16 protein-coding genes are annotated in these 18,247 nt (G+C 69.6%); 1 reads left to right on the forward strand and 15 read right to left on the reverse strand.

Features of this window, described 5'->3' with window-relative positions; all coding sequences use genetic code 11:
* Nucleotides 1-76 precede the first annotated feature (76 nt).
* Nucleotides 77-1,012, reverse strand: a complete 936-nt coding sequence (locus NE235_RS13645) for a trypsin-like serine peptidase (RefSeq protein WP_252802584.1) — start codon at nucleotides 1,010-1,012, stop codon at nucleotides 77-79.
* Between the two features lie 184 nt (nucleotides 1,013-1,196).
* Between NE235_RS13645 and NE235_RS13650 the strand changes: the two genes are divergently transcribed.
* The gene (locus NE235_RS13650; RefSeq protein ID WP_252802586.1) at nucleotides 1,197-1,775 is read left to right on the forward strand and encodes a hypothetical protein; all 579 of its coding nucleotides are present in this window, start codon (nucleotides 1,197-1,199) and stop codon (nucleotides 1,773-1,775) included.
* A 153-nt stretch (nucleotides 1,776-1,928) separates the two neighbouring features.
* Here the strand turns inward: NE235_RS13650 and NE235_RS13655 are convergent, their stop codons facing one another.
* From NE235_RS13655 to NE235_RS13720, 14 genes are all read right to left on the reverse strand, one after another.
* Nucleotides 1,929-2,924: a polyprenyl synthetase family protein gene (locus NE235_RS13655; protein ID WP_252802588.1), complete on the reverse strand. Its 996-nt coding sequence runs from the start codon at nucleotides 2,922-2,924 to the stop codon at nucleotides 1,929-1,931.
* A 16-nt stretch (nucleotides 2,925-2,940) separates the two neighbouring features.
* Complete coding sequence (nuoN, locus tag NE235_RS13660) at nucleotides 2,941-4,488, reverse strand: NADH-quinone oxidoreductase subunit NuoN (protein ID WP_252803116.1); 1,548 nt, start codon at nucleotides 4,486-4,488, stop codon at nucleotides 2,941-2,943.
* 11 nt (nucleotides 4,489-4,499) lie between these two features.
* Nucleotides 4,500-6,035 (reverse strand): NADH-quinone oxidoreductase subunit M, encoded by a 1,536-nt coding sequence (locus NE235_RS13665; protein ID WP_252802590.1) that lies wholly within the window; start codon nucleotides 6,033-6,035, stop codon nucleotides 4,500-4,502.
* Nucleotides 6,036-6,192: 157 nt separating this feature from the next.
* Nucleotides 6,193-8,124 carry an NADH-quinone oxidoreductase subunit L gene (gene nuoL / locus NE235_RS13670; protein ID WP_252803118.1) on the reverse strand — a complete coding sequence of 644 codons (1,932 nt, stop codon included), beginning with the start codon at nucleotides 8,122-8,124 and terminating at the stop codon, nucleotides 6,193-6,195.
* A 19-nt stretch (nucleotides 8,125-8,143) separates the two neighbouring features.
* On the reverse strand, nucleotides 8,144-8,440 hold the full coding sequence (nuoK, locus tag NE235_RS13675) for an NADH-quinone oxidoreductase subunit NuoK (RefSeq protein ID WP_252779706.1): 297 nt from the start codon (nucleotides 8,438-8,440) through the stop codon (nucleotides 8,144-8,146).
* Nucleotides 8,437-9,267, reverse strand: coding sequence for an NADH-quinone oxidoreductase subunit J (locus NE235_RS13680; protein ID WP_252802591.1), 831 nt, complete (start codon nucleotides 9,265-9,267; stop codon nucleotides 8,437-8,439). The genes nuoK and NE235_RS13680 overlap by 4 nt, the downstream gene beginning before the upstream one ends.
* Nucleotides 9,264-9,791 carry an NADH-quinone oxidoreductase subunit NuoI gene (gene nuoI, locus NE235_RS13685; protein WP_252802592.1) on the reverse strand — a complete coding sequence of 176 codons (528 nt, stop codon included), beginning with the start codon at nucleotides 9,789-9,791 and terminating at the stop codon, nucleotides 9,264-9,266. The genes NE235_RS13680 and nuoI overlap by 4 nt, the downstream gene beginning before the upstream one ends.
* Nucleotides 9,784-11,130, reverse strand: a complete 1,347-nt coding sequence (nuoH, locus tag NE235_RS13690) for an NADH-quinone oxidoreductase subunit NuoH (RefSeq protein ID WP_252802593.1) — start codon at nucleotides 11,128-11,130, stop codon at nucleotides 9,784-9,786. Before nuoH ends, nuoI begins: the two co-directional genes overlap by 8 nt.
* Nucleotides 11,127-13,571, reverse strand: coding sequence for an NADH-quinone oxidoreductase subunit G (locus tag NE235_RS13695; protein ID WP_252802595.1), 2,445 nt, complete (start codon nucleotides 13,569-13,571; stop codon nucleotides 11,127-11,129). The genes nuoH and NE235_RS13695 overlap by 4 nt, the downstream gene beginning before the upstream one ends.
* Nucleotides 13,568-14,869, reverse strand: a complete 1,302-nt coding sequence (gene nuoF, locus NE235_RS13700) for an NADH-quinone oxidoreductase subunit NuoF (RefSeq protein ID WP_252802597.1) — start codon at nucleotides 14,867-14,869, stop codon at nucleotides 13,568-13,570. Before nuoF ends, NE235_RS13695 begins: the two co-directional genes overlap by 4 nt.
* Nucleotides 14,866-15,609 (reverse strand): NADH-quinone oxidoreductase subunit NuoE, encoded by a 744-nt coding sequence (gene nuoE / locus NE235_RS13705; protein ID WP_252802599.1) that lies wholly within the window; start codon nucleotides 15,607-15,609, stop codon nucleotides 14,866-14,868. The genes nuoF and nuoE overlap by 4 nt, the downstream gene beginning before the upstream one ends.
* Nucleotides 15,606-16,952 carry an NADH-quinone oxidoreductase subunit D gene (locus NE235_RS13710; protein WP_252802601.1) on the reverse strand — a complete coding sequence of 449 codons (1,347 nt, stop codon included), beginning with the start codon at nucleotides 16,950-16,952 and terminating at the stop codon, nucleotides 15,606-15,608. Before NE235_RS13710 ends, nuoE begins: the two co-directional genes overlap by 4 nt.
* The gene (locus NE235_RS13715; protein WP_252802603.1) at nucleotides 16,949-17,695 is read right to left on the reverse strand and encodes an NADH-quinone oxidoreductase subunit C; all 747 of its coding nucleotides are present in this window, start codon (nucleotides 17,693-17,695) and stop codon (nucleotides 16,949-16,951) included. Before NE235_RS13715 ends, NE235_RS13710 begins: the two co-directional genes overlap by 4 nt.
* Nucleotides 17,692-18,246 carry a NuoB/complex I 20 kDa subunit family protein gene (locus NE235_RS13720; protein ID WP_252802605.1) on the reverse strand — a complete coding sequence of 185 codons (555 nt, stop codon included), beginning with the start codon at nucleotides 18,244-18,246 and terminating at the stop codon, nucleotides 17,692-17,694. The genes NE235_RS13715 and NE235_RS13720 overlap by 4 nt, the downstream gene beginning before the upstream one ends.
* Nucleotide 18,247: the final 1 nt, after the last annotated feature.

Below are 18,247 nucleotides of genomic sequence, written 5' to 3' on the forward strand. Positions count from 1 at the left end.
TGCGCAGGCGTACACGATGACGAACTATTGCATCATCGCGGTGCCACCGCCGGGCTTTCGCGAGCCGTGTCGCGATTCAGCCGCGCTTCTTGGCGCTCGTGAAGAGTTTGTTGATGTCCTTGTCGAAGACGGAGCTGTACGAGCGCCAGTCGTACTTGCCGCCCTCCTGGTAGCCGCCGATGACGCCGAGCACGTCGCCACGCCGGGTCGTGGTGTTGTAGTTCTTGATCCAGGGACTGCCGCTCGTGCCGCCGTAGAAGCCGTTGCAGTCGAACGTGATCTGGTATTTGAACGCCTTGTGCGTCGTGACGTTGCAGTAGATCGGCTTGTCGACGGACTTGTACTTCTTCATCGGGTATCCGATGACACGAACCTTGTTCGTGTAGCCCTGGTCGATGACGAGCCGGTTCGCGCCGACGACGTCCGCGATGCGCCTGCCGTTCCGCGTGCCGACCACCGCGAAGCCGAAGTCGAGGTCCGGGTCACGGTGCTTCTTCCAGCGCGAGTCGACGTACATGTACTTCACCGTCCAGGCGCCGTACGGGCGGGCGCCCTTCGACTTGCTGTAGCGCGGCACGAAGACGATGTTCTTCGCCCAGCCGTTCGTGCCGTACAGGCAGTGCCCGGCGGTGAGGATGAGGCTCTTCTTGGCCGTGCCGACGACGCTGGCGGTGCAGTAGTGGCTGCCGCTGCCGTTGCTGAGGAACAGCGCTCCGACGACGGGGCTGCCGGTCCACGTCTTGGCGGTCGGCCGGGACGCCGCGCTCACCGTGCCGCTCTTCCCGCTGGACGCCGCACCCATCTTCGCGCTCGACGGCTGAGTCGGCCGGCCGTCCAGCGGGGTGGCCGCCGCCATCCGCTTCGGCGTCCAGAACGCGAGCGTCGCCGGATCGGACACCCCGTACGGATCACCCGCCTGGACACTGACCGAGGTGCTGTGCCGATGGGTCGATCGGGCGGCCGCCGGCCCGGCGAGTGTGACCAGCGCCGCCGGGATCAGGACAAACGGCATTATTTTCGTCGCCCGCACCAGTCACCCCGTCCATGACAATCATTAACACTGGCAAAGCGAACCAATAGCGTAGCCCCAACATCTCCACGGGTGATCAAGGTATGCAGTAACTTGCATGTCCCGTAGTGGACCTGGCCCGGACCGGACATGGACGCGAGAGCCTGAAGGCTCCGAGGAGGAAGCAGTGCGACCAGCTCGTAAGGCCGTCGCGGTAACCGCCATGGCCGTCGCGGCGACCTGTCCGGTCGCCGCGGCGACCGGCGTGGGCGCCGCGCCCGCCGCCACGGACGGCATCGCCGTCTCGCCGCACTCGCCGCACCCTGGCCAGCGGATCCACATCTCCGTGCCCGACTGCAGCGTGGGCCCGACGCCCCACATCGCCAGGTCGGCGGCGTTCACCCGCGACGTCATCCTCTACGGCAAGGCCGACACCGGCGAGGGCGACCCGAGGCTCAAGAGAGACCTGCGGCCCGGCCCGTACGCCATCGTCGCGTCCTGCGGAGACGGCCGTACGGTCCACGGCGAGGTCGTCGTCGCGGCCAGAGCCGGCAGGCCCGGCACCGCGTCCTCGGCTCCGGTCGCATCGCCGCCCACCGAGTCGCCGGCCGCCTCCCCGCGCCCGCCCGCGAGCCTGAGCGCCACGCCTGCGGCCTCGCAGAGCCACGACGCGTCGAAGACGCCGTTCCTAGTGATCATCGCCACGATGGCCGCGCTGCTGCTCGGCGCCGGTGGCACGCTGCTCGTCCGCCGCCGTCGCGGCTAGTAGGGGGTGTCCTCAGGCGTTCGCCTCGCCCGGTGGCACTCCGTCCGGCCTTCCCCCGGCCATCCGGCGCTGTCCCGTCAGCAGGGACGAATCCCTCCTGAGGTGACAGCGCCGGCGACGACCCCACCCCGGGCTGCGGCGGAGACGGCCGTACTAGGCCGTGCGGGTCAGGACGAAGTCGCAGAGGGAGAGGAACGCCTCGCGCGCCGGGACGTCCGGCAGGGTCAGCAGCTCCGCACGGGCCTCGTCGACCCACCGGCGCAGGTCGGCGCGGGCCCGGTCCATCGCCGGGTGGGCGCGCAGCAGGGCGAGCGCCTCGGCGTGCCGAGCGTCGTCGGTGAGGTCGGAGTCGAGGAGCTCGCGCAGCCGGGCGTCCTCGTCCGCGGCCGAGCGCAGCACGTGGAGCACCGGCAGCGTGCGAATGCCCTCGCGCAGGTCGATGCCCGGCGTCTTGCCCGACTCCTCCGACTCCGAGGCGATGTCGAGGATGTCGTCGGACAGCTGGAACGCGACACCGATCTTCTCGCACGCCGACGTCAGCGTCGCGACGATCTCGGGGCCGGCGCCCGCGAGCAGGGCCCCCAGTTGCCCGGACGCGGCGATCAGCGAGCCCGTCTTGCCCGCCACGACCTCGATGTAGTGCTCGAGCGGGTCGGTGCCCTCGGCGGGACCCGCGGTCTCCTGGATCTGCCCGCGCACCAGCCGGGCGAACGTCCGCGCCTGGATGCGCACCGCCTCCGGGCCGAGATCGGCGAGGATGTCCGAGGCGCGGGCGAACAGGAAGTCGCCGGTGAGGATGGCGATCGTGTTGTTCCACCGGTTGTTGGCCGAGACCTGGCCGCGGCGCATCACGGCCTCGTCCATCACGTCGTCGTGGTAGAGCGTCGCCAGGTGGGTCAGCTCTACCACGACCGCGACCGGGATCACCCCGGGCGCGGCCGGGTCGCCGAACTGCGCGGCCAGCAGCACCAGCATCGGCCGGAACCGCTTGCCGCCCGCGTCGGTGAGGTGCCGCGAGGCGTCGGTGATCAGCGCGTAATCGCTCTGCACCGCCTCCCGCAGCGCCTCCTCGACCTCGGCCAGTCTCTCCTGAATGCCTGCTGCGAGCGTGTCATCGACGGCCGGAAGGCCCAGAAGGGCACTACTCACAGACTTCTCCCCAGTCTCAGCGGACGAATAGCTGATTCGCGGCCGACTGCGCCAGGTGCAGTGCGGGGGCGGGAATCACACCGAGGACCAGGGTAACGAACGCCCCAACTGCGACCGCCGTCGCGGTCGCCGGGCTGAAGGAGACGGTCGGCCCGTCCGCCAGCGGCTCGCTGAAGAACATCAGCACGATGACCCGGACGTAGAAGAACGCGGCGATGGCGGAGGACACCACACCGACGATCACCAGCGGCATCGCGCCGCCGGCCATCGCGGCCTGGAACACCGCGAACTTCCCGGTGAACCCGCTGGTCAGCGGGATACCGGCGAACGCCAGCAGGAAGAAGGCGAACGTTCCGGCGACGAGCGGCTGACGCTTGCCCAGACCCGCCCAGCGGGACAGGTGCCCTGCCTCGCCGCCCGCGTCGCGGACCATCGTGATGACCGCGAACGCGCCCACGGTCGTGAAGCCGTACGCCGCCAGGTAGAACAGCGTGCTGGACAGGCCCGCCTTGTTGGTGGCGATGACGCCGGTGAGCAGGAAGCCGCCGTGCGCGATGGAGGAGTACGCGAGCATGCGCTTCACGTCGGTCTGCGTGATCGCGACGATCGCGCCGACCAGCATCGTGAGGATCGCCACGGCCCACATCATCGGCCGCCAGTCCCAGCGCAGCGTCTCCAGCCCGACGTAGAAGACCCGCAGCACGCCGCCGACCGCGGCGACCAGGGTGCAGGACGCCATCAGCGCGGTGAGCGCCGTCGGGGCGCCCTGGTACACGTCCGGCTTCCACGCCTGGAACGGCGCGGCGCCCATCTTGAACAGCAGGCCGACCGACAGCAGCGCGACGCCCGCGAGCAGCAGCGGCTCGTCACCGCCCTGCTTGCTGATCGCCGCCGCGATCTCCGACAGCCGCACCGAGCCGGCGAAGCCGTACAGCATCGCGGTGCCGTAGAGGAAGAACGCCGAGGAGAACGCGCCCAGCAGGAAGTACTTGACCGCGGCCTCCTGCGAGAGGAGACGGCGGCGCCGCGCCAGACCGCACAGCAGGTACAGCGGCAGCGACATGACCTCGAGGGCCACGAACATCGTCAGCAGGTCGTTGGCGGCTGGGAAGATCAGCATGCCGCCGACCGCGAACAGCACCAGCGGGTAGATCTCGGTCTGCACCAGGCCCGCGACGAGGCTCTCGCGCTCCTCCGGGCTGCCGGGGACCGTGGACGCCTGTGCCGTGAACGGGCTGTCCTCGTGCCTCCGCTCGGCGATCAGCAGCATCGACATCAGGGCGAGGACGAGGATCGTGCCCTGGATGAACAGGGTCGGCCCGTCCACGCCGACCGCGCCCATCGCGGCGACGTGGTGCGGCTGGTCGCCGATGCCGAGCGCGATCGTCCAGGCGAACGCCGCGACCAGGCCGACGACGGAGACCAGCACCTGCAGCCCGTACCGCTGGGCGCGGGGCGCGAGGGCCTCGACGAGCACGCCGACGCACGCCGCCCCGAGCACGATCAGGACCGGCGCGAGCCGCCCGTACTCGATGTGGGGGGTCGGGATGTCCCCCGCCGCCATGTAGACGGGTGTCACTGGTGGCTTCCCTTCTCGGCGACCGTCGGCTTCGGGTCCTGCTTGTGGACCTGGACCAGGGTCTGCTTGACCGACGGGTTGATGGCGTCCAGCACCGGCTTCGGGTAGAAGCCGAGCGCGACGATGATCGCGAGGATCGGCGCCACGACGATCAGCTCACGCTTGGACAGGTCCTTCATGCCCTTGACCGCCTCGGCGGTGGGGCCGTTCATCGTCCGCTGGTACATCCACAGGATGTAGATCGCGGCGAGGATGATGCCGACCGTCGCGATGACCGCGGGCACCTTGTAGCGGGAGAACGTGCCGACCAGGACCATGAACTCCGAGACGAAGCTCGACAGACCCGGCAGCGACAGACCGGACAGGCCCGCGACGAGGAAGGTGCCCGCCAGCAGCGGCGCGACCTTCTGCACGCCGCCGTACGCGTCGATCCGCGCCGACCCGCGGCGGGAGATCATGAACCCGGCGAGCAGGAACAGCGCGCCGGTGGAGAACCCGTGGTTCACCATGTACAGCGTCGCGCCGCTCTGACCCGACGAGGTCATCGCGAAGATGCCCAGCGTGATGAAGCCGAAGTGGGACACCGACGTGTAGGCGATCAGGCGCTTGATGTCGACCTGGCCGATCGCGAGGACCGCGCCGTACACGATGCCGACCACCGACAGCGTGAGCACGACCGGCGTGAACCACTTCGACGCGCCGGGGAACAGCTCCAGGCAGAACCGCAGCATCCCGAACGTGCCGACCTTGTCGAGCACGCCGACGATCAGCACGGCGGCGCCGGCCGGGGCCTGGCCCGCGGCGTCCGGCAGCCAGGTGTGGAACGGCACCAGCGGCGCCTTGATCGCGAAGGCGATGAAGAAGCCGAGGAACAGCCACTTGGCCGTGGTCGGCGCGATGTGGAGGTTCCGCAGCTCGTCGAACAGGAACGTGCCGTGGCCGGCGTTCGCCGAGACGACGTACAGGCCGATCACCGCGGCGAGCATCAGCAGGCCGCCGAACAGCGAGTACAGCAGGAACTTCACCGCGGCGTACGAGCGCTGCGCCCCGCCGTAGGACCCGATGATGAAGTACACCGGGATCAGCATCGCCTCGAAGAAGACGTAGAAGAGGAAGACGTCGGTCGCCGCGAAGACGCCGACCATCATCGCCTCGAGGCTGAGCAGCAGCGCCATGTAGGTCTTCACCGAGCGCTTCGGGGGGGTGTCGACCCCGCCCGAGCGTCCCGCCTCGGTCCAGGAGGCCAGGACGACCAGCGGAACGAGGATCGTGGACAGCAGGATCAGCACGAGCGCGACGCCGTCGACGCCGACCGCGTAGTGCACGCCGAACTGCTTGATCCACCAGTACTTCTCGGTGAACTGGAAGCGCGCGCCGTCCGTCTTGAACTGCACCGCCATGACGATGGACAGCACCGCCACGACGAGCGTGACGCCGAGCGCGACCTGCTTGGCCAGCGCGTCACGGCCCTTCGGCAGCAGCGCGACGAGCAGTGCGCCGACGGCCGGGATCGCGATGAGGGCGGTCAGCATGAGGCCACCTTCCGGTGCGGCAGGGAAGTCGTGGCGACCACTAGATCCTCACCAGGAACAGGGCACCGACGACGAGTGCGGCTCTCAAGCGAGCACGTATGGACAGGGCGTACGACGCCATGCCCCGTGCGGCGGGCCACTGCGGCAGTCGTGGCCATCAGATCCTCACCAGGAACAGGGCACCGACGACCAGCGCGGCGCCGACGAACATGGACAGTGCGTACGAGCGGACGAAGCCGGTCTGGACGCGGCGGACCCGGCCGGAGGTCCCTCCGATGAACGCGGCGAGGCCGTTGACGAGGCCGTCGACGCCGCGGTTGTCGAAGTAGACCGTGAGGCGGGTCAGCCACTGACCGGGCCGCATGAGCAGCGACTCGTTCAGCGCGTCGCCGTACAGGTCCTTGCGGGCGAAGGTCACGGCGGGGTTGCCCGCCGGGGCGGTCCGCGGGACCGGGCGGCGCAGGTACTGCACGTACGCGAGGCCGACGCCGACCACCATGAGCGCGAACACGATCGCGGTGTACGGCGTGACCAGCTTGTGCGCCGCCTCGGGCTCGCCGACGACGGGCGCGAGGAACTTCGCGAACCGGTCGCCGAGGATGAGGAACGCGCCGCCGGCGACCGAGCCGATGGCCAGCAGGATCAGCGGGACGGTCATGACCTTCGGGGACTCGTGCGGGTGCACGTCCTCGTCCCAGCGCGGTTCGCCGAAGAACGTCATGAACATCAGGCGCGACATGTAGTACGCGGTGATGCCGGCGCCGATCAGGGCGAGCCAGCCGAGGATCTGGCCGGACGTGCCGCCCTTCTCGAAGGCCGCGTCGATGATGCCGTCCTTGGTCCACCAGCCGGACAGGCCGGGGAAGCCGATGATCGCGAGGTAGCCGAGACCGAACGTCGCGAACGTGATCGGCATGACCTTCCGCAGGCCGCCGTACTTGCGCATGTTCACGTCGTCGTTCATGGCGTGCATGACCGAACCGGCGCCGAGGAACATGCCGGCCTTGAAGAAGCCGTGCGCGATGAGGTGCGCGATCGCGAAGACGTAGCCGGGACGGCCGAGGCCGGCGGCCAGCACCATGTAGCCGATCTGCGACATCGTCGAGCCGGCGAGGGCCTTCTTGATGTCGTCCTTGGCGCAACCGATGATCGCACCGGCGAGCAGCGTGGCGACGCCGACGATCGTGACGAGCAGTTGTGCGTCCGGCGACAGCTCGAAGATCGCGTGGGAGCGGACGATCAGGTAGACGCCCGCGGTGACCATCGTCGCCGCGTGGATGAGCGCCGACACCGGGGTCGGGCCCTCCATGGCGTCCAGGAGCCAGGACTGCAGCGGGAGCTGCGCGGACTTACCGCAGGCGCCGAGCAGGAGCAGCAGGCCGATCGCGGTGATCGTGCCCTGCGACGCCTGCGAGGCCTGACCGAACACGTCCTGGTAGCTCAGGGAACCGAACGTCGCGAACATCACCATGATGGCGACGGACAGGCCGAAGTCACCGACCCGGTTGACGATGAACGCCTTCTTGGCCGCCGTGGCCGCGCTCGGCTTGTACTGCCAGAACCCGATCAGCAGGTACGACGCGAGACCCACGCCCTCCCAGCCGATGTACAGGCCGACGTAGTTGTCGGCCAGCACCAGCAGGAGCATCGCCGCCACGAAGAGGTTCAGGTACGCGAAGAACCGGCGCCGGTCCGGGTCGTGGGACATGTAGCCGATCGAGTAGATGTGGATCAGCGAGCCGACCCCGGTGATCAGCAGAACGAAGCTGATCGACAGCGGGTCGACCAGCAGGTTCATGTCGACCTTCAGCGACCCGGCCGAGATGAAGGGGAACAGGTGCACCAGGCGGCTGCGCCCCTCCGCGTCCTGGCCCAGCATCTGGAAGAAGGCGAGGAGGCCGACGACGAAGGCGCCGAGGGACATCGCGGTGCCCAGCAGGTGGCCCCACTTGTTGGTACGGCGCCCGCTCAGCAGCAGGATCGCCGCGCCGGCGAGCGGCAGGGCGATCAGCAGCCAGGCGACGGACTGGACGCCCTCGGCCGCCTGGGGGTGGAGTTCCGGCCCACCGGCGGCAAGAACAGCGTTCATCGTGGTCATCGGGATGTCCTCAGTACTTCAGCAGGTTCGCGTCGTCGACCGACGAGGACTTCCTGCTCCGGAAGATCGTCATGATGATCGCCAGTCCGACGACGACCTCGGCCGCGGCCACGACCATCACGAAGAACGCGATGATCTGCCCGTCGAGGCTGCCGTGCATGCGGGCGAAGCTCACGAACGCCAGGTTGGTGGCGTTGAGCATGAGCTCGACGCACATGAAGACCACGATGGCGTTGCGGCGGATGAGCACGCCGATCCCGCCGATCGTGAACAGGATGGCGGACAGAACCAGATAGTGGCCCGTCACTGTTCCTCCTCCTCGACCTCGACCGGCTTCTCGATCACGGCCTTGACCGTCTTGGCGCCCTCGTGGGCGACGACCTCGGGGGACGCGCCGTGCAGGTCCTCGTGGTCGCCGGTACGGCGGCGGGCGATGACCGGGCTGACCGACAGCTCCGAGATGCTGCCGTCGGGGAGCAGGGCCGGCATGTCGACGGCGTTGTGGCGGGCGTACGTGCCGGGCGGCGGCAGCGGCGAGACGCGGTCGCTCTTGATCCGCTCCTTCGACAGCTGCTTCTGCGTCGGCTTCGGGCGCAGCCGCTCGCGGTGGGCGAGGACCATCGCGCCGAGCGCCGCGGTGATCAGCAGGGCGCTGGTCACCTCGAACGCGAAGACGTACTTGGTGAAGATCAGCCGCGCCAGGCCCATGACGTTGCCGCCATTGGCGTTCGCGTCCTTCAGGCCGGCCGTCTTCGGCAGCGTCGCGTGGCCGAAGCCGACGAACAGCAGCACCGCGAAGCCGATGCCGACGATCGCGGCGGCCACCCGCTGGCCCTTGATCGTCTCGACCAGGGAGTCGGTGGAGCTGACCCCGATGATCATGACGACGAACAGGAACAGCATCAGCACCGCGCCGGTGTAGACGATCACCTGCACGAACGCCAGGAACGGCGCCTCGTTCACGGCGTACAGCACCGCGAGCGAGAACATCACCGCCGCCAGCATCAGCGCCGAGTGCACGGCCTTGCGCGTCAGGATCATGCCGAGGGCCGCCCCGACCGAGACGATCGCGAGGATCCAGAAGATCGCGCTCTCGCCGGTCTGGTGCGCGCCCGCGGCCACTACCCCGGTCATTTGGCACCGTCCTTGGACTCGCTCTTGGCGCCGAGGCGGTAGTAGTCCTCCTCGGTCTCGCCGAGACGCATCTGGTGCGGCGGGGCCTCCATGGCCTCGGTCAGCGGGGCGAGCAGCATCTCCTTGGTGTAGATGAGGCTCTCGCGGCTGACGTCGGCGAGTTCGTACTCATTGGTCATCGTGAGCGCGCGGGTCGGGCACGCCTCGATGCACAGCCCACAGAGGATGCACCGCAGGTAGTTGATCTGGTAGACGCGGCCGTACCGCTCACCCGGGGAGAACCGCTCCTCCTCGGTGTTGTCGGCGCCCTCGACGTAGATCGCGTCGGCGGGACACGCCCACGCGCACAGCTCACAGCCGACGCACTTCTCCAGGCCGTCGGGCCAGCGGTTCAGCTGGTGCCGGCCGTGGAAGCGCGGCGCCGTCGGCTTCTTGACCTCGGGGTACTCCACCACCTCGGTCTTGCTGAGCATCTGGTGGAACGCGACGCCGAACCCCTTGATCGGGTTCAGGAAATCAAGCACGGGTGGCCTCCGCGGAGTTGGGCGCACGGCCGTTGCCGACGCCGTGGTAGTGCGGCGCGTCGAGCGGCGGCACCGGGAAGCCGCCCGCCATCGGGTCCTGCTCGGCCGCGGCCTCCGCCTCCTCCGGCTGCGCCTCGCTCGCCGAGACCCGCTCCCAGAGGAACGACGCGATGAGCAGGAGGACGACGATGATCGCGGCGACGATCATGATCGGGCCGACGTCGTGGTGCTCGTTGCGCAGGGCCCGCACGACCGACACGAACAGGATCCAGCCGAGCGAGACCGGGATGAGGACCTTCCAGCCGAGCTTCATCAGCTGGTCGTAGCGGACCCGCGGCAGGGCCGCGCGCAGCCAGATGAAGAAGAAGGTGAACATCCAGATCTTGATCAGGAACCACAGGACCGGCCACCAGCCGGAGTTGGCCCCGGACCAGAACCAGGTGATCGGCCATGGCGCGCGGTACCCGCCGAGGAACAGCGTCGTGCACAGCGCCGACAGCGTCGTCATGTTCACGTACTCGGCGAGGTAGAACATCATGAACTTCAGCGATGAGTACTCGGTGTGGTAGCCGGCGACCAGCTCGCCCTCACCCTCGGGGAGGTCGAACGGGATACGGCCGGACTCACCCATCATCGTGAAGATGTAGATGATGAACGACGGCAGCAGCAGGACCGCGTACCAGGACGGCGTGTGGAGCGTCATCCCGGCGACCTTGAACGCCGTGCCGTGCGCCTGCGCCGCGACGATCTCGGACGTGGACAGCGTCCCGGAGAAGAGGAACACCGCCACGAACGACAGGCCCATCGCGATCTCGTAGGAGATCACCTGGGCGCTGGAGCGCAGACCGCCGAGCAGGGCGTACGGCGACATCGACGACCAGCCGGCGAGGACGAAGCCGTACACGCCGATCGAGGCCATCGCCAGCGGCAGCAGCACCGCGACCGGCAGGTCGGCGAGCTGCAGCGGCGTCTTGTGGCCGCCGATCGAGACGACCCCGCCCCACGGGATGACCGAGAAGGACACCATCGCGGGCGCGGCGGCGAGGATCGGCGCGAGGAAGAAGACGACCTTGTCCACGCCGCGCGGGACGATGTCCTCCTTCAGCGCGCCCTTGATGCCGTCGAACAGCGCCTGCAGGATGCCGAAGGGGCCCGCGCGGTTCGGACCCGGGCGGAGCTGCATCCGGCCGATGATCCGGCGTTCCGCCCAGACGGTGATGAGCACCGTCAGGAGCAGGAAGACGAAGACCACCAGCGCCTTGAGGCCGATGATCCACCACGGGTCGTGCCCGAAGCTGTTCAGCGTGGCGCCCTCGGCGAGGACGTGCGTCTCGCTCATGCGACGCTCCCGTTCGAAATCTTCACGACCGCCCCGGCGGAAACGCCCAGGTCCCGGTGGACCGCGCAGCCCGGGGAGTTCTCGGGAAGCCAGACCACGCGATCCGGCATGTCGACGATCTCCAGCGGCAGGGTGATCTCGCCGTGCGCCGTGGCCACGGTGACCTTCCCGTCCGCCGCGATCTCCTCGGCCGTCATCGCGCTCAGCCGCGCGACCGGCGTCTTCGCGGTGCCCGCGAGGTACGGCTCGCCGTCCTGCATCCGGCCCGCGTCGAGCAGCATCCGCCAGGTGGCCAGCCGCGCCTCGCCCTTGCGGGGCTCGGCGGTGACGGCCGCGGCGACGCTGGGCAGGCTCGGCCGGTCGCCGCGGAACGCGCCGAGCGCGGCCATCTCGCGGCGGGCCGCCTCCGGGTCCGGCAGGCCGAGGTGGACGTCGAGCTGGTCGGCGATCGCCGCCAGCACCTTGAGGTCCGACATCACGCCGGGGGTCTTGAGGACGACGTCGAAGTGACGGCCGCGCCCCTCCCAGTTGACGAACGTCCCGGCCTTCTGCGTCACCGTCGCCACCGGCAGCACCACGTCGGCCCGGTCGGTGACCGCGCTGACCCGCTGCTCCAGGCTGACGATGAACGGGGTGTTCTCCAGGGCCTCCAGGGCTCCGGCCGGGTCCGGCAGGTCGTACGGGTCGACGCCGCCGATGAGCAGCGCGTCGATCCCGCCGTCCCGCGCGGCGGCGAGGATGCCCGCCGTGTCGCGGCCCGGCGTCTCCGGCAGCGAGCTCACGGTCCAGGCCCGTGCCACCTCGCCGCGCGCGGCGGCGTCGGTGACCGGACGGCCGATCGGCAGCAGCGTCGGCAGCGCGCCGGCCTCGATCGCGCCGCGCTCACCGGCCCGGCGCGGGATCCACGCGACGCGGGCGCCGGTGGCTGCGGCCAGGCGGCCGGCGGCCGACAGGGCGCCCGGCGCCGCGGCGAGCCGCTCACCGATGAGGACGATCGCGCCCTTGGCCTTGAGCAGCTCCGCGGCGGCCTTGCCCGCGTCGTCCAGGCCGGTCCCGGTGATCAGGTCGCCGAGGACCTCGGCCTCGGCCCCCGGCGCGGTGGCCAGGAGCGTGCCGGACAGCTTGCGCAGGCCGCGCGTGGCGAACGGCGCGACGGAGTAGACCTTCAGGCCCTTCTTGCGTGCCGCCTTGCGGAGCCGCAGGAAGACGATCGGCGACTCCTCCTCCGGCTCGAAGCCGGCCAGCAGCACCGCCGGGGCGTTCTCCAGGTCGGCGTACGACACCGTGATCGGGCGTCCCGCGACGGTCGCCGCGAGGAAGTCGGCCTCCTCGCCGGAGTGCGCACGGGCGCGGAAGTCGATGTCGTTGGTGCCGAGCGCGATCCGGGCGAACTTGCTGTACGCGTAGGCGTCCTCGAGGGTGAGGCGGCCGCCGGTCAGCACGCCCGCCTTGCCGCGGGCGCGGGCCAGGCCCTCGGCCGCGACGCTCAGCGCCTCCGGCCAGGACGCCGGCTCCAGCACGCCGTCCTCGTTACGGATCAGCGGGTGGGTCAGGCGGTCGGGCTGGGTGGCGTACGTGAACGCCCACCGGCCCTTGTCGCAGTTCCACTCCTCGTTGACCTGCGGGTCGTCACCGGCCAGCCGCCGCGTCACCTTGCCGCGCCGGTGGTCGGTGCGCTGCGCGCAGCCGGAGGCGCAGTGCTCGCAGACGCTCGGCGTCGACACGAGGTCGAACGGCCGGGAGCGGAAGCGGTACGCCGCGCCGGTCAGCGCGCCGACCGGGCAGATCTGCACCGTGTTGCCGGAGAAGTAGGACTGGAACGGCTCGTCGGTGGCCGCGCCGACCTGCTCCTTGGCGCCGCGCTCGAACAGGTCGATGAACGCGTCACCGGCGATCTGGTCGGAGAACCGCGTGCAGCGGGCGCACTGGATGCACCGCTCGCGGTCCAGCAGGACCTCCGAGGACAGCGCGATCGGCTTCGGGAACGTCCGCTTCGTCTCGACGAACCGGGACTCGCCGCGGCCGTTGGACAGCGCCTGGTTCTGCAGGGGGCACTCGCCGCCCTTGTCGCAGATCGGGCAGTCCAGCGGGTGGTTGATCAGCAGCAGCTCCATCACGCCGTGCTGGGCCTTGTCGGCCACCGGCGAGGTGAGCTGCGTCTTGATCACCATGCCCGGCATGACCGTGGTGGTGCAGGACGCCTGCGGCTTGGGCATCGGCCGCCCGTTGCCGGCGTCCGGGATCTCCACCAGGCACTGCCGGCAGGCCCCGACCGGGTCGAGCAGCGGGTGGTCGCAGAACCGCGGGATCTGGATGCCGAGCAGCTCGGCGGCCCGGATGATCAGCGTGCCCTTCGGGACGCTGATCTCGAAGCCGTCGATCGTGACGGAGACCAGGTCCTCGCGCTTCTCGACCCCGGTGCTGTCGCTGGTGACGGTCACTTTCCACCTGCCCACGCGGTCGAGGCGGCCCGGTCGAAGGGACAGCCGCCCTGTTCGAAGTGCTTGATGTACTCGTCCCGGAAGTACTGGATGGACGAGGTCACCGGGCTGGTCGCGCCGTCACCGAGGGCGCAGAACGACCGGCCGAGGATGTTGTCCGACAGATCGAGGAGGGTGTCGAGGTCCTTCTCGCTGCCCTCGCCCTTCTCCAGGCGCTTGAGCATCTGCTTGTACCAGTAGGTGCCCTCGCGGCACGGCGTGCACTTACCGCACGACTCGTGCGCGTAGAACTCGCTCCAGCGCAGCACCGCCCGTACGACGCAGGTCGTCTCGTCGAAGATCTGCAGCGCCCGGGTGCCGAGCATGGAGCCGGCCGCGCCGACGGACTCGAAGTCCAGCGGCACGTCGAGGTGCTCGTCGGTGAACAGCGGCGTCGAGGAGCCGCCCGGCGTCCAGAACTTCAGCCGGTGGCCGTTCCGGACGCCGCCGGCCATGTCGAGCAGCTCGCGGAGCGTGATGCCCAGCGGCGCTTCGTACTGGCCGGGCCGGGTGACGTGCCCGGACAGGCTGAAGATGCCGAAGCCCTTGGACTTCTCGGTGCCCATCGAGGCGAACCAGTCGGCGCCGTTGGCGATGATGCCGGGAACACTGGCGATCGACTCGACGTTGTTGATCACGGTCGGGCCGCCGTAGAGGCCGGCCACCGCCGGGAAGGGAGGCTTGAGCCGGGGTTGACCGCGGTAGCCCTCGAGCGAGTCGAGCAGCGCCGTCTCCTCGCCGCAGATGTACGCGCCGGCGCCGCTGTGCACGACCAGCTCCAGGTCGAAGCCGGAGCCGAGGATGTTCGTGCCGAGGTAGCCCGCCTCGTACGCGTCCGCGACCGCCTGCTGGAGGCGGCGGATGACGTGCAGGACCTCACCGCGCACGTAGATGAACGCGTGGTTCGCGCGGATCGCGAACGCGCTGATGATGATGCCCTCGACCAGCACGTGCGGGTTGGCCATCATCAGCGGGATGTCCTTGCACGTGCCCGGCTCGGACTCGTCCGCGTTGACGACGAGGTAGTGCGGCTTGCCGTCGCCCTGCGGGATGAAGCCCCACTTCAGGCCGGTCGGGAAGCCCGCGCCGCCACGGCCGCGAAGACCGGAGTCCTTCACCGCCTGGATGATGTCGTCCGGGTTCATGCCCAGGGCCGTGCGGAACGCCTGGTACCCGCCGGCGTTCTCGTACCCGCGCAGGGTGAACGAGTCCGCCTGGTCCCACGTCTTGGTGAGGATGGGGGTCAGAGTCGTCGTCATTTGGTGGTCTCCTCGGGCTCAGGAGCGGTCCAGCCCTCGCGCTTGGCCAGCTCGAGGCCGCGCAGCGACTCGGGACCGGCCTGCACGCCCTCGCCGGCGCGGCCGTCGTTGAAGCCCGCGAGCACCCGCGACGCCTGCTTCCAGGAGCACACCGAAGACGGGCCGCGGGTCGGCGCGACCGGCTTGCCGGCGCGCAGGTCGTCGACGAGCTGCTTGGCCTTCTCCGGCGTCATGTCGTCGAAGAACTCCCAGTTGACCATCATCACGGGAGCGAAGTCGCAGGCCGCGTTGCACTCGAGGCGCTCAAGGCTGATCTTGCCGTCCGGGGTCGCCTCGTCGTGACCGACGCCGACGTGCTCGGACAGCTCCTCCCAGATCTGGTCGCCGCCCATGATCGCGCACAGCGTGTTGATGCAGACGCCGACGTGGTACTCGCCGACCGGCTCACGCTTGTACTGCGTGTAGAAGGTCGCGACGCCGGTGACCTGCGCGGGCGTGATGCCCAGCATGTCGGCGCAGAACTGGATACCCGCCTCGCTGACGTACCCGACCTCGGACTGCACCAGGTGCAGCATCGGCAGCAGCGCCGACCGGGGCTTCGGGTAGCGGGCGATGATCTCCTTGGCGTCGCGCTCGAGCCGCGCGCGGACCTCGGGGTCGAGGGCCGCGCCGTCCTCATGCGCCACGATCCCCGCCGCGCGCTCGGTGCGCTGCTCGTCGCGCTGTTCCTCAGCGCTCATCGGTCGACTCCCCCCATGACCGGGTCGATACTGGCCACCGCGGCGATGATGTCGGCGACCTGGCCGCCCTCGGACATCGCCGGGGCCGCCTGCAGGTTGGTGAACGACGGGTCGCGGAAGTGCACGCGGTACGGGCGGGTGCCGCCGTCGCTGACCGCGTGACAGCCGAGCTCGCCGCGCGGCGACTCCACCGCGGCGTACACCTGGCCGGCCGGCACCCGGAATCCCTCGGTCACCAGCTTGAAGTGGTGAATGAGGGCCTCCATGGACTGGCCCATGATGTGCGCGATGTGGTTCGGCGAGTTGCCCATGCCGTCGGGCCCCAGCGCGAGCTGCGCCGGCCAGCCGATCTTCTTGTCCTGGACCATCACCGGGCCCGACTTGGCCGAGCCGGAGCTCAGCCGGTCGAGGCACTGCTCGATGATCTTCAGGGACTCTTCCATCTCCGCCATGCGCACGAGGTAACGGCCGTACACGTCGCAGGTGTCCACGGTCGGCACGTCGAACTCGTACGTCTCGTAGCCGCAGTACGGCTGGGTCTTGCGCAGGTCCCAGGGCAGGCCCGTGGAGCGCAGGACCGGGCCGGTGACGCCGAGCGCCATGCAGCCGGTCAGGTCGAGGTAGGCGATGTCCTTGGTCCGCGCGACGAACACGGGGTTCGCGTCGAGGAGCTTGCGCAGCTGCTTGAGCCGGCCCTTCTCCCGCTTGACGAAGTCGCCGATCTTGTCGATCGCGCCCGGCGGCAGGTCCTGGGCGACGCCGCCCGGCCGGATGTAGGCCATGTTCATGCGCAGGCCCGCGACCATCTCGAAGATGTCGAGGGCGTACTCACGCTCGATGAAGCCGTTGAGCATGACCGTGGTCGCGCCCAGCTCCAGGCCGAACGTCGCGATCGCGACCAGGTGCGAGGAGATCCGGTTGACCTCCATCATCATCACGCGGATGACCTGCGCCCGCTCGGGGACGTCGTCGGTGATGCCCAGCAGCTTCTCCACCGCGAGGCAGTACGCCGCCTCGTTGAACAGCGGCGAGAGGTAGTCCATACGAGTGCAGAACGTGGTCCCCTGGGTCCACGTCCGGTACTCCATGTTCTTCTCGATGCCGGTGTGGAGATAGCCGATGCCCAGCCGGGCCTCGTCGACCGTCTCGCCGTCGAGCGTCAGGATGAGCCGGAGCACGCCGTGCGTCGACGGATGCTGCGGACCCATGTTGACGACCATGCGGTCCTCGTCGCCGGACGCGGCGGCGTCGACGACCTCGTTCCAGTCCTGGCCGTTGACGTTGTAGACGGTGCCCTCAGCGGCCTCGCCCGTACCGTAGGCGTCGTAGTCCGTGGCGGTCATGTGTACGACCTCCTCTCGTCGGGCGGGGGCACCTTGGCCCCGCGGTACTCGACGGGGATGCCGCCGAGCGGGTAGTCCTTGCGCTGCGGGTGGCCCTGCCAGTCGTCCGGCATCATGATCCGGGTGAGCGCCGGGTGACCGTCGAAGACGATGCCGAACAGGTCGTACGTCTCGCGCTCGTGCCAGTCGTTGGTCGGGTAGACCTTGACCAGCGACGGGATGTGCGGGTCCGCGTCGGGGGCGGTGACCTCGAGCCGGACGCGCCGGTTGTGGGTCATCGACAGCAGCGGGTACACCGCGTGCAGCTCCGCGCCGGTCTCGGCCGGGTAGTGCACGCCGGACACGCCGGTGCACAGCTCGAAGCGCAGCGCCGGGTCGTCGCGCAGCACCTGGGCGACCTGCGCCAGGTGCTCGCGGCGGACGACGAAGGTCAGCTCGCCGCGGTCCACGACGACGCGCTCGATCGCCTCGCCGAAGTCGGGGTAGGCGCGCTCCAGCGCGTCCGCGATCTCGTCGAACTCGCCCTCGGCGCCGGAAGTGCGGGGACCGCCGAACGGGCGGGGGCTGGAGACCTTGGGCGACTGCCGGATGACCAGGCGGCCGTACCCGGAGGTGTCGCCGGTCGTCTTGGCGCCGAACATGCCCATCCGGGCGATCGGCTGTTCGCGCCGCTCTTCCTCGGCGCGCGCCGGGAGCTGGTCGGCGGCCTGCTCGGCCTGCTGCTCAGGGTGTTGTGACGTCACGAGACCACCTCGGGCTGGTCCAGGAGCGGGAGCTGGCGGAGCCGGGCCTTCTCCAGCTCCTCGATCTCCCGCTTGCGGTGCACGCCCAGCTTGGTGTTCTGGATCTTGTCGTGCAGCTTGAGGATCGCGTCGAGCAGCATCTCCGGCCGCGGCGGGCAGCCGGGCAGGTAGACGTCGACCGGCACGATGTGGTCGACGCCCTGGACGATCGCGTAGTTGTTGAACATGCCGCCGGAGGAGGCGCACACGCCCATCGCGATGACCCACTTGGGCGAGGCCATCTGGTCGTAGATCTGCCGGAGGACGGGCGCCATCTTCTGGCTCACCCGGCCGGCGACGATCATCAGGTCGGCCTGCCGGGGCGAGCCGGAGGCTCGCTCCATGCCCCAGCGGGAGAAGTCGTGGCGCGGGTCGCCGGTCGCCATCATCTCGATGGCGCAGCAGGCGAGGCCGAACGTCGCCGGCCAGACCGAGCTCTTGCGCGCCAGGCCGATGACCTGCTCGACCGTGGTCAGCAGGACGCCTGCGGGGAGTTTCTCTTCAAGACCCATT

It is taken from the genome of Actinoallomurus spadix (assembly GCF_024055725.1).
GTDB lineage: Bacteria > Actinomycetota > Actinomycetes > Streptosporangiales > Streptosporangiaceae > Actinoallomurus > Actinoallomurus spadix.

Bases quoted from the DNA above. Each gene is read 5' to 3' on its own strand.
- NE235_RS13680 (WP_252802591.1), bottom strand. From the start codon at position 9,267: ATGACCGGGGTAGTGGCCGCGGGCGCGCACCAGACCGGCGAGAGCGCG.
- NE235_RS13720 (WP_252802605.1), bottom strand. From the start codon at position 18,246: ATGGGTCTTGAAGAGAAACTCCCCGCAGGCGTCCTGCTGACCACGGTC.
- nuoH (WP_252802593.1), bottom strand. From the start codon at position 11,130: ATGAGCGAGACGCACGTCCTCGCCGAGGGCGCCACGCTGAACAGCTTC.
- nuoE (WP_252802599.1), bottom strand. From the start codon at position 15,609: ATGAGCGCTGAGGAACAGCGCGACGAGCAGCGCACCGAGCGCGCGGCG.
- nuoN (WP_252803116.1), bottom strand. From the start codon at position 4,488: ATGGCGGCGGGGGACATCCCGACCCCCCACATCGAGTACGGGCGGCTC.
- nuoL (WP_252803118.1), bottom strand. From the start codon at position 8,124: ATGAACGCTGTTCTTGCCGCCGGTGGGCCGGAACTCCACCCCCAGGCG.
- NE235_RS13645 (WP_252802584.1), bottom strand. From the start codon at position 1,012: ATGCCGTTTGTCCTGATCCCGGCGGCGCTGGTCACACTCGCCGGGCCG.
- nuoF (WP_252802597.1), bottom strand. From the start codon at position 14,869: ATGACGACGACTCTGACCCCCATCCTCACCAAGACGTGGGACCAGGCG.
- NE235_RS13710 (WP_252802601.1), bottom strand. From the start codon at position 16,952: ATGACCGCCACGGACTACGACGCCTACGGTACGGGCGAGGCCGCTGAG.
- NE235_RS13665 (WP_252802590.1), bottom strand. From the start codon at position 6,035: ATGCTGACCGCCCTCATCGCGATCCCGGCCGTCGGCGCACTGCTCGTC.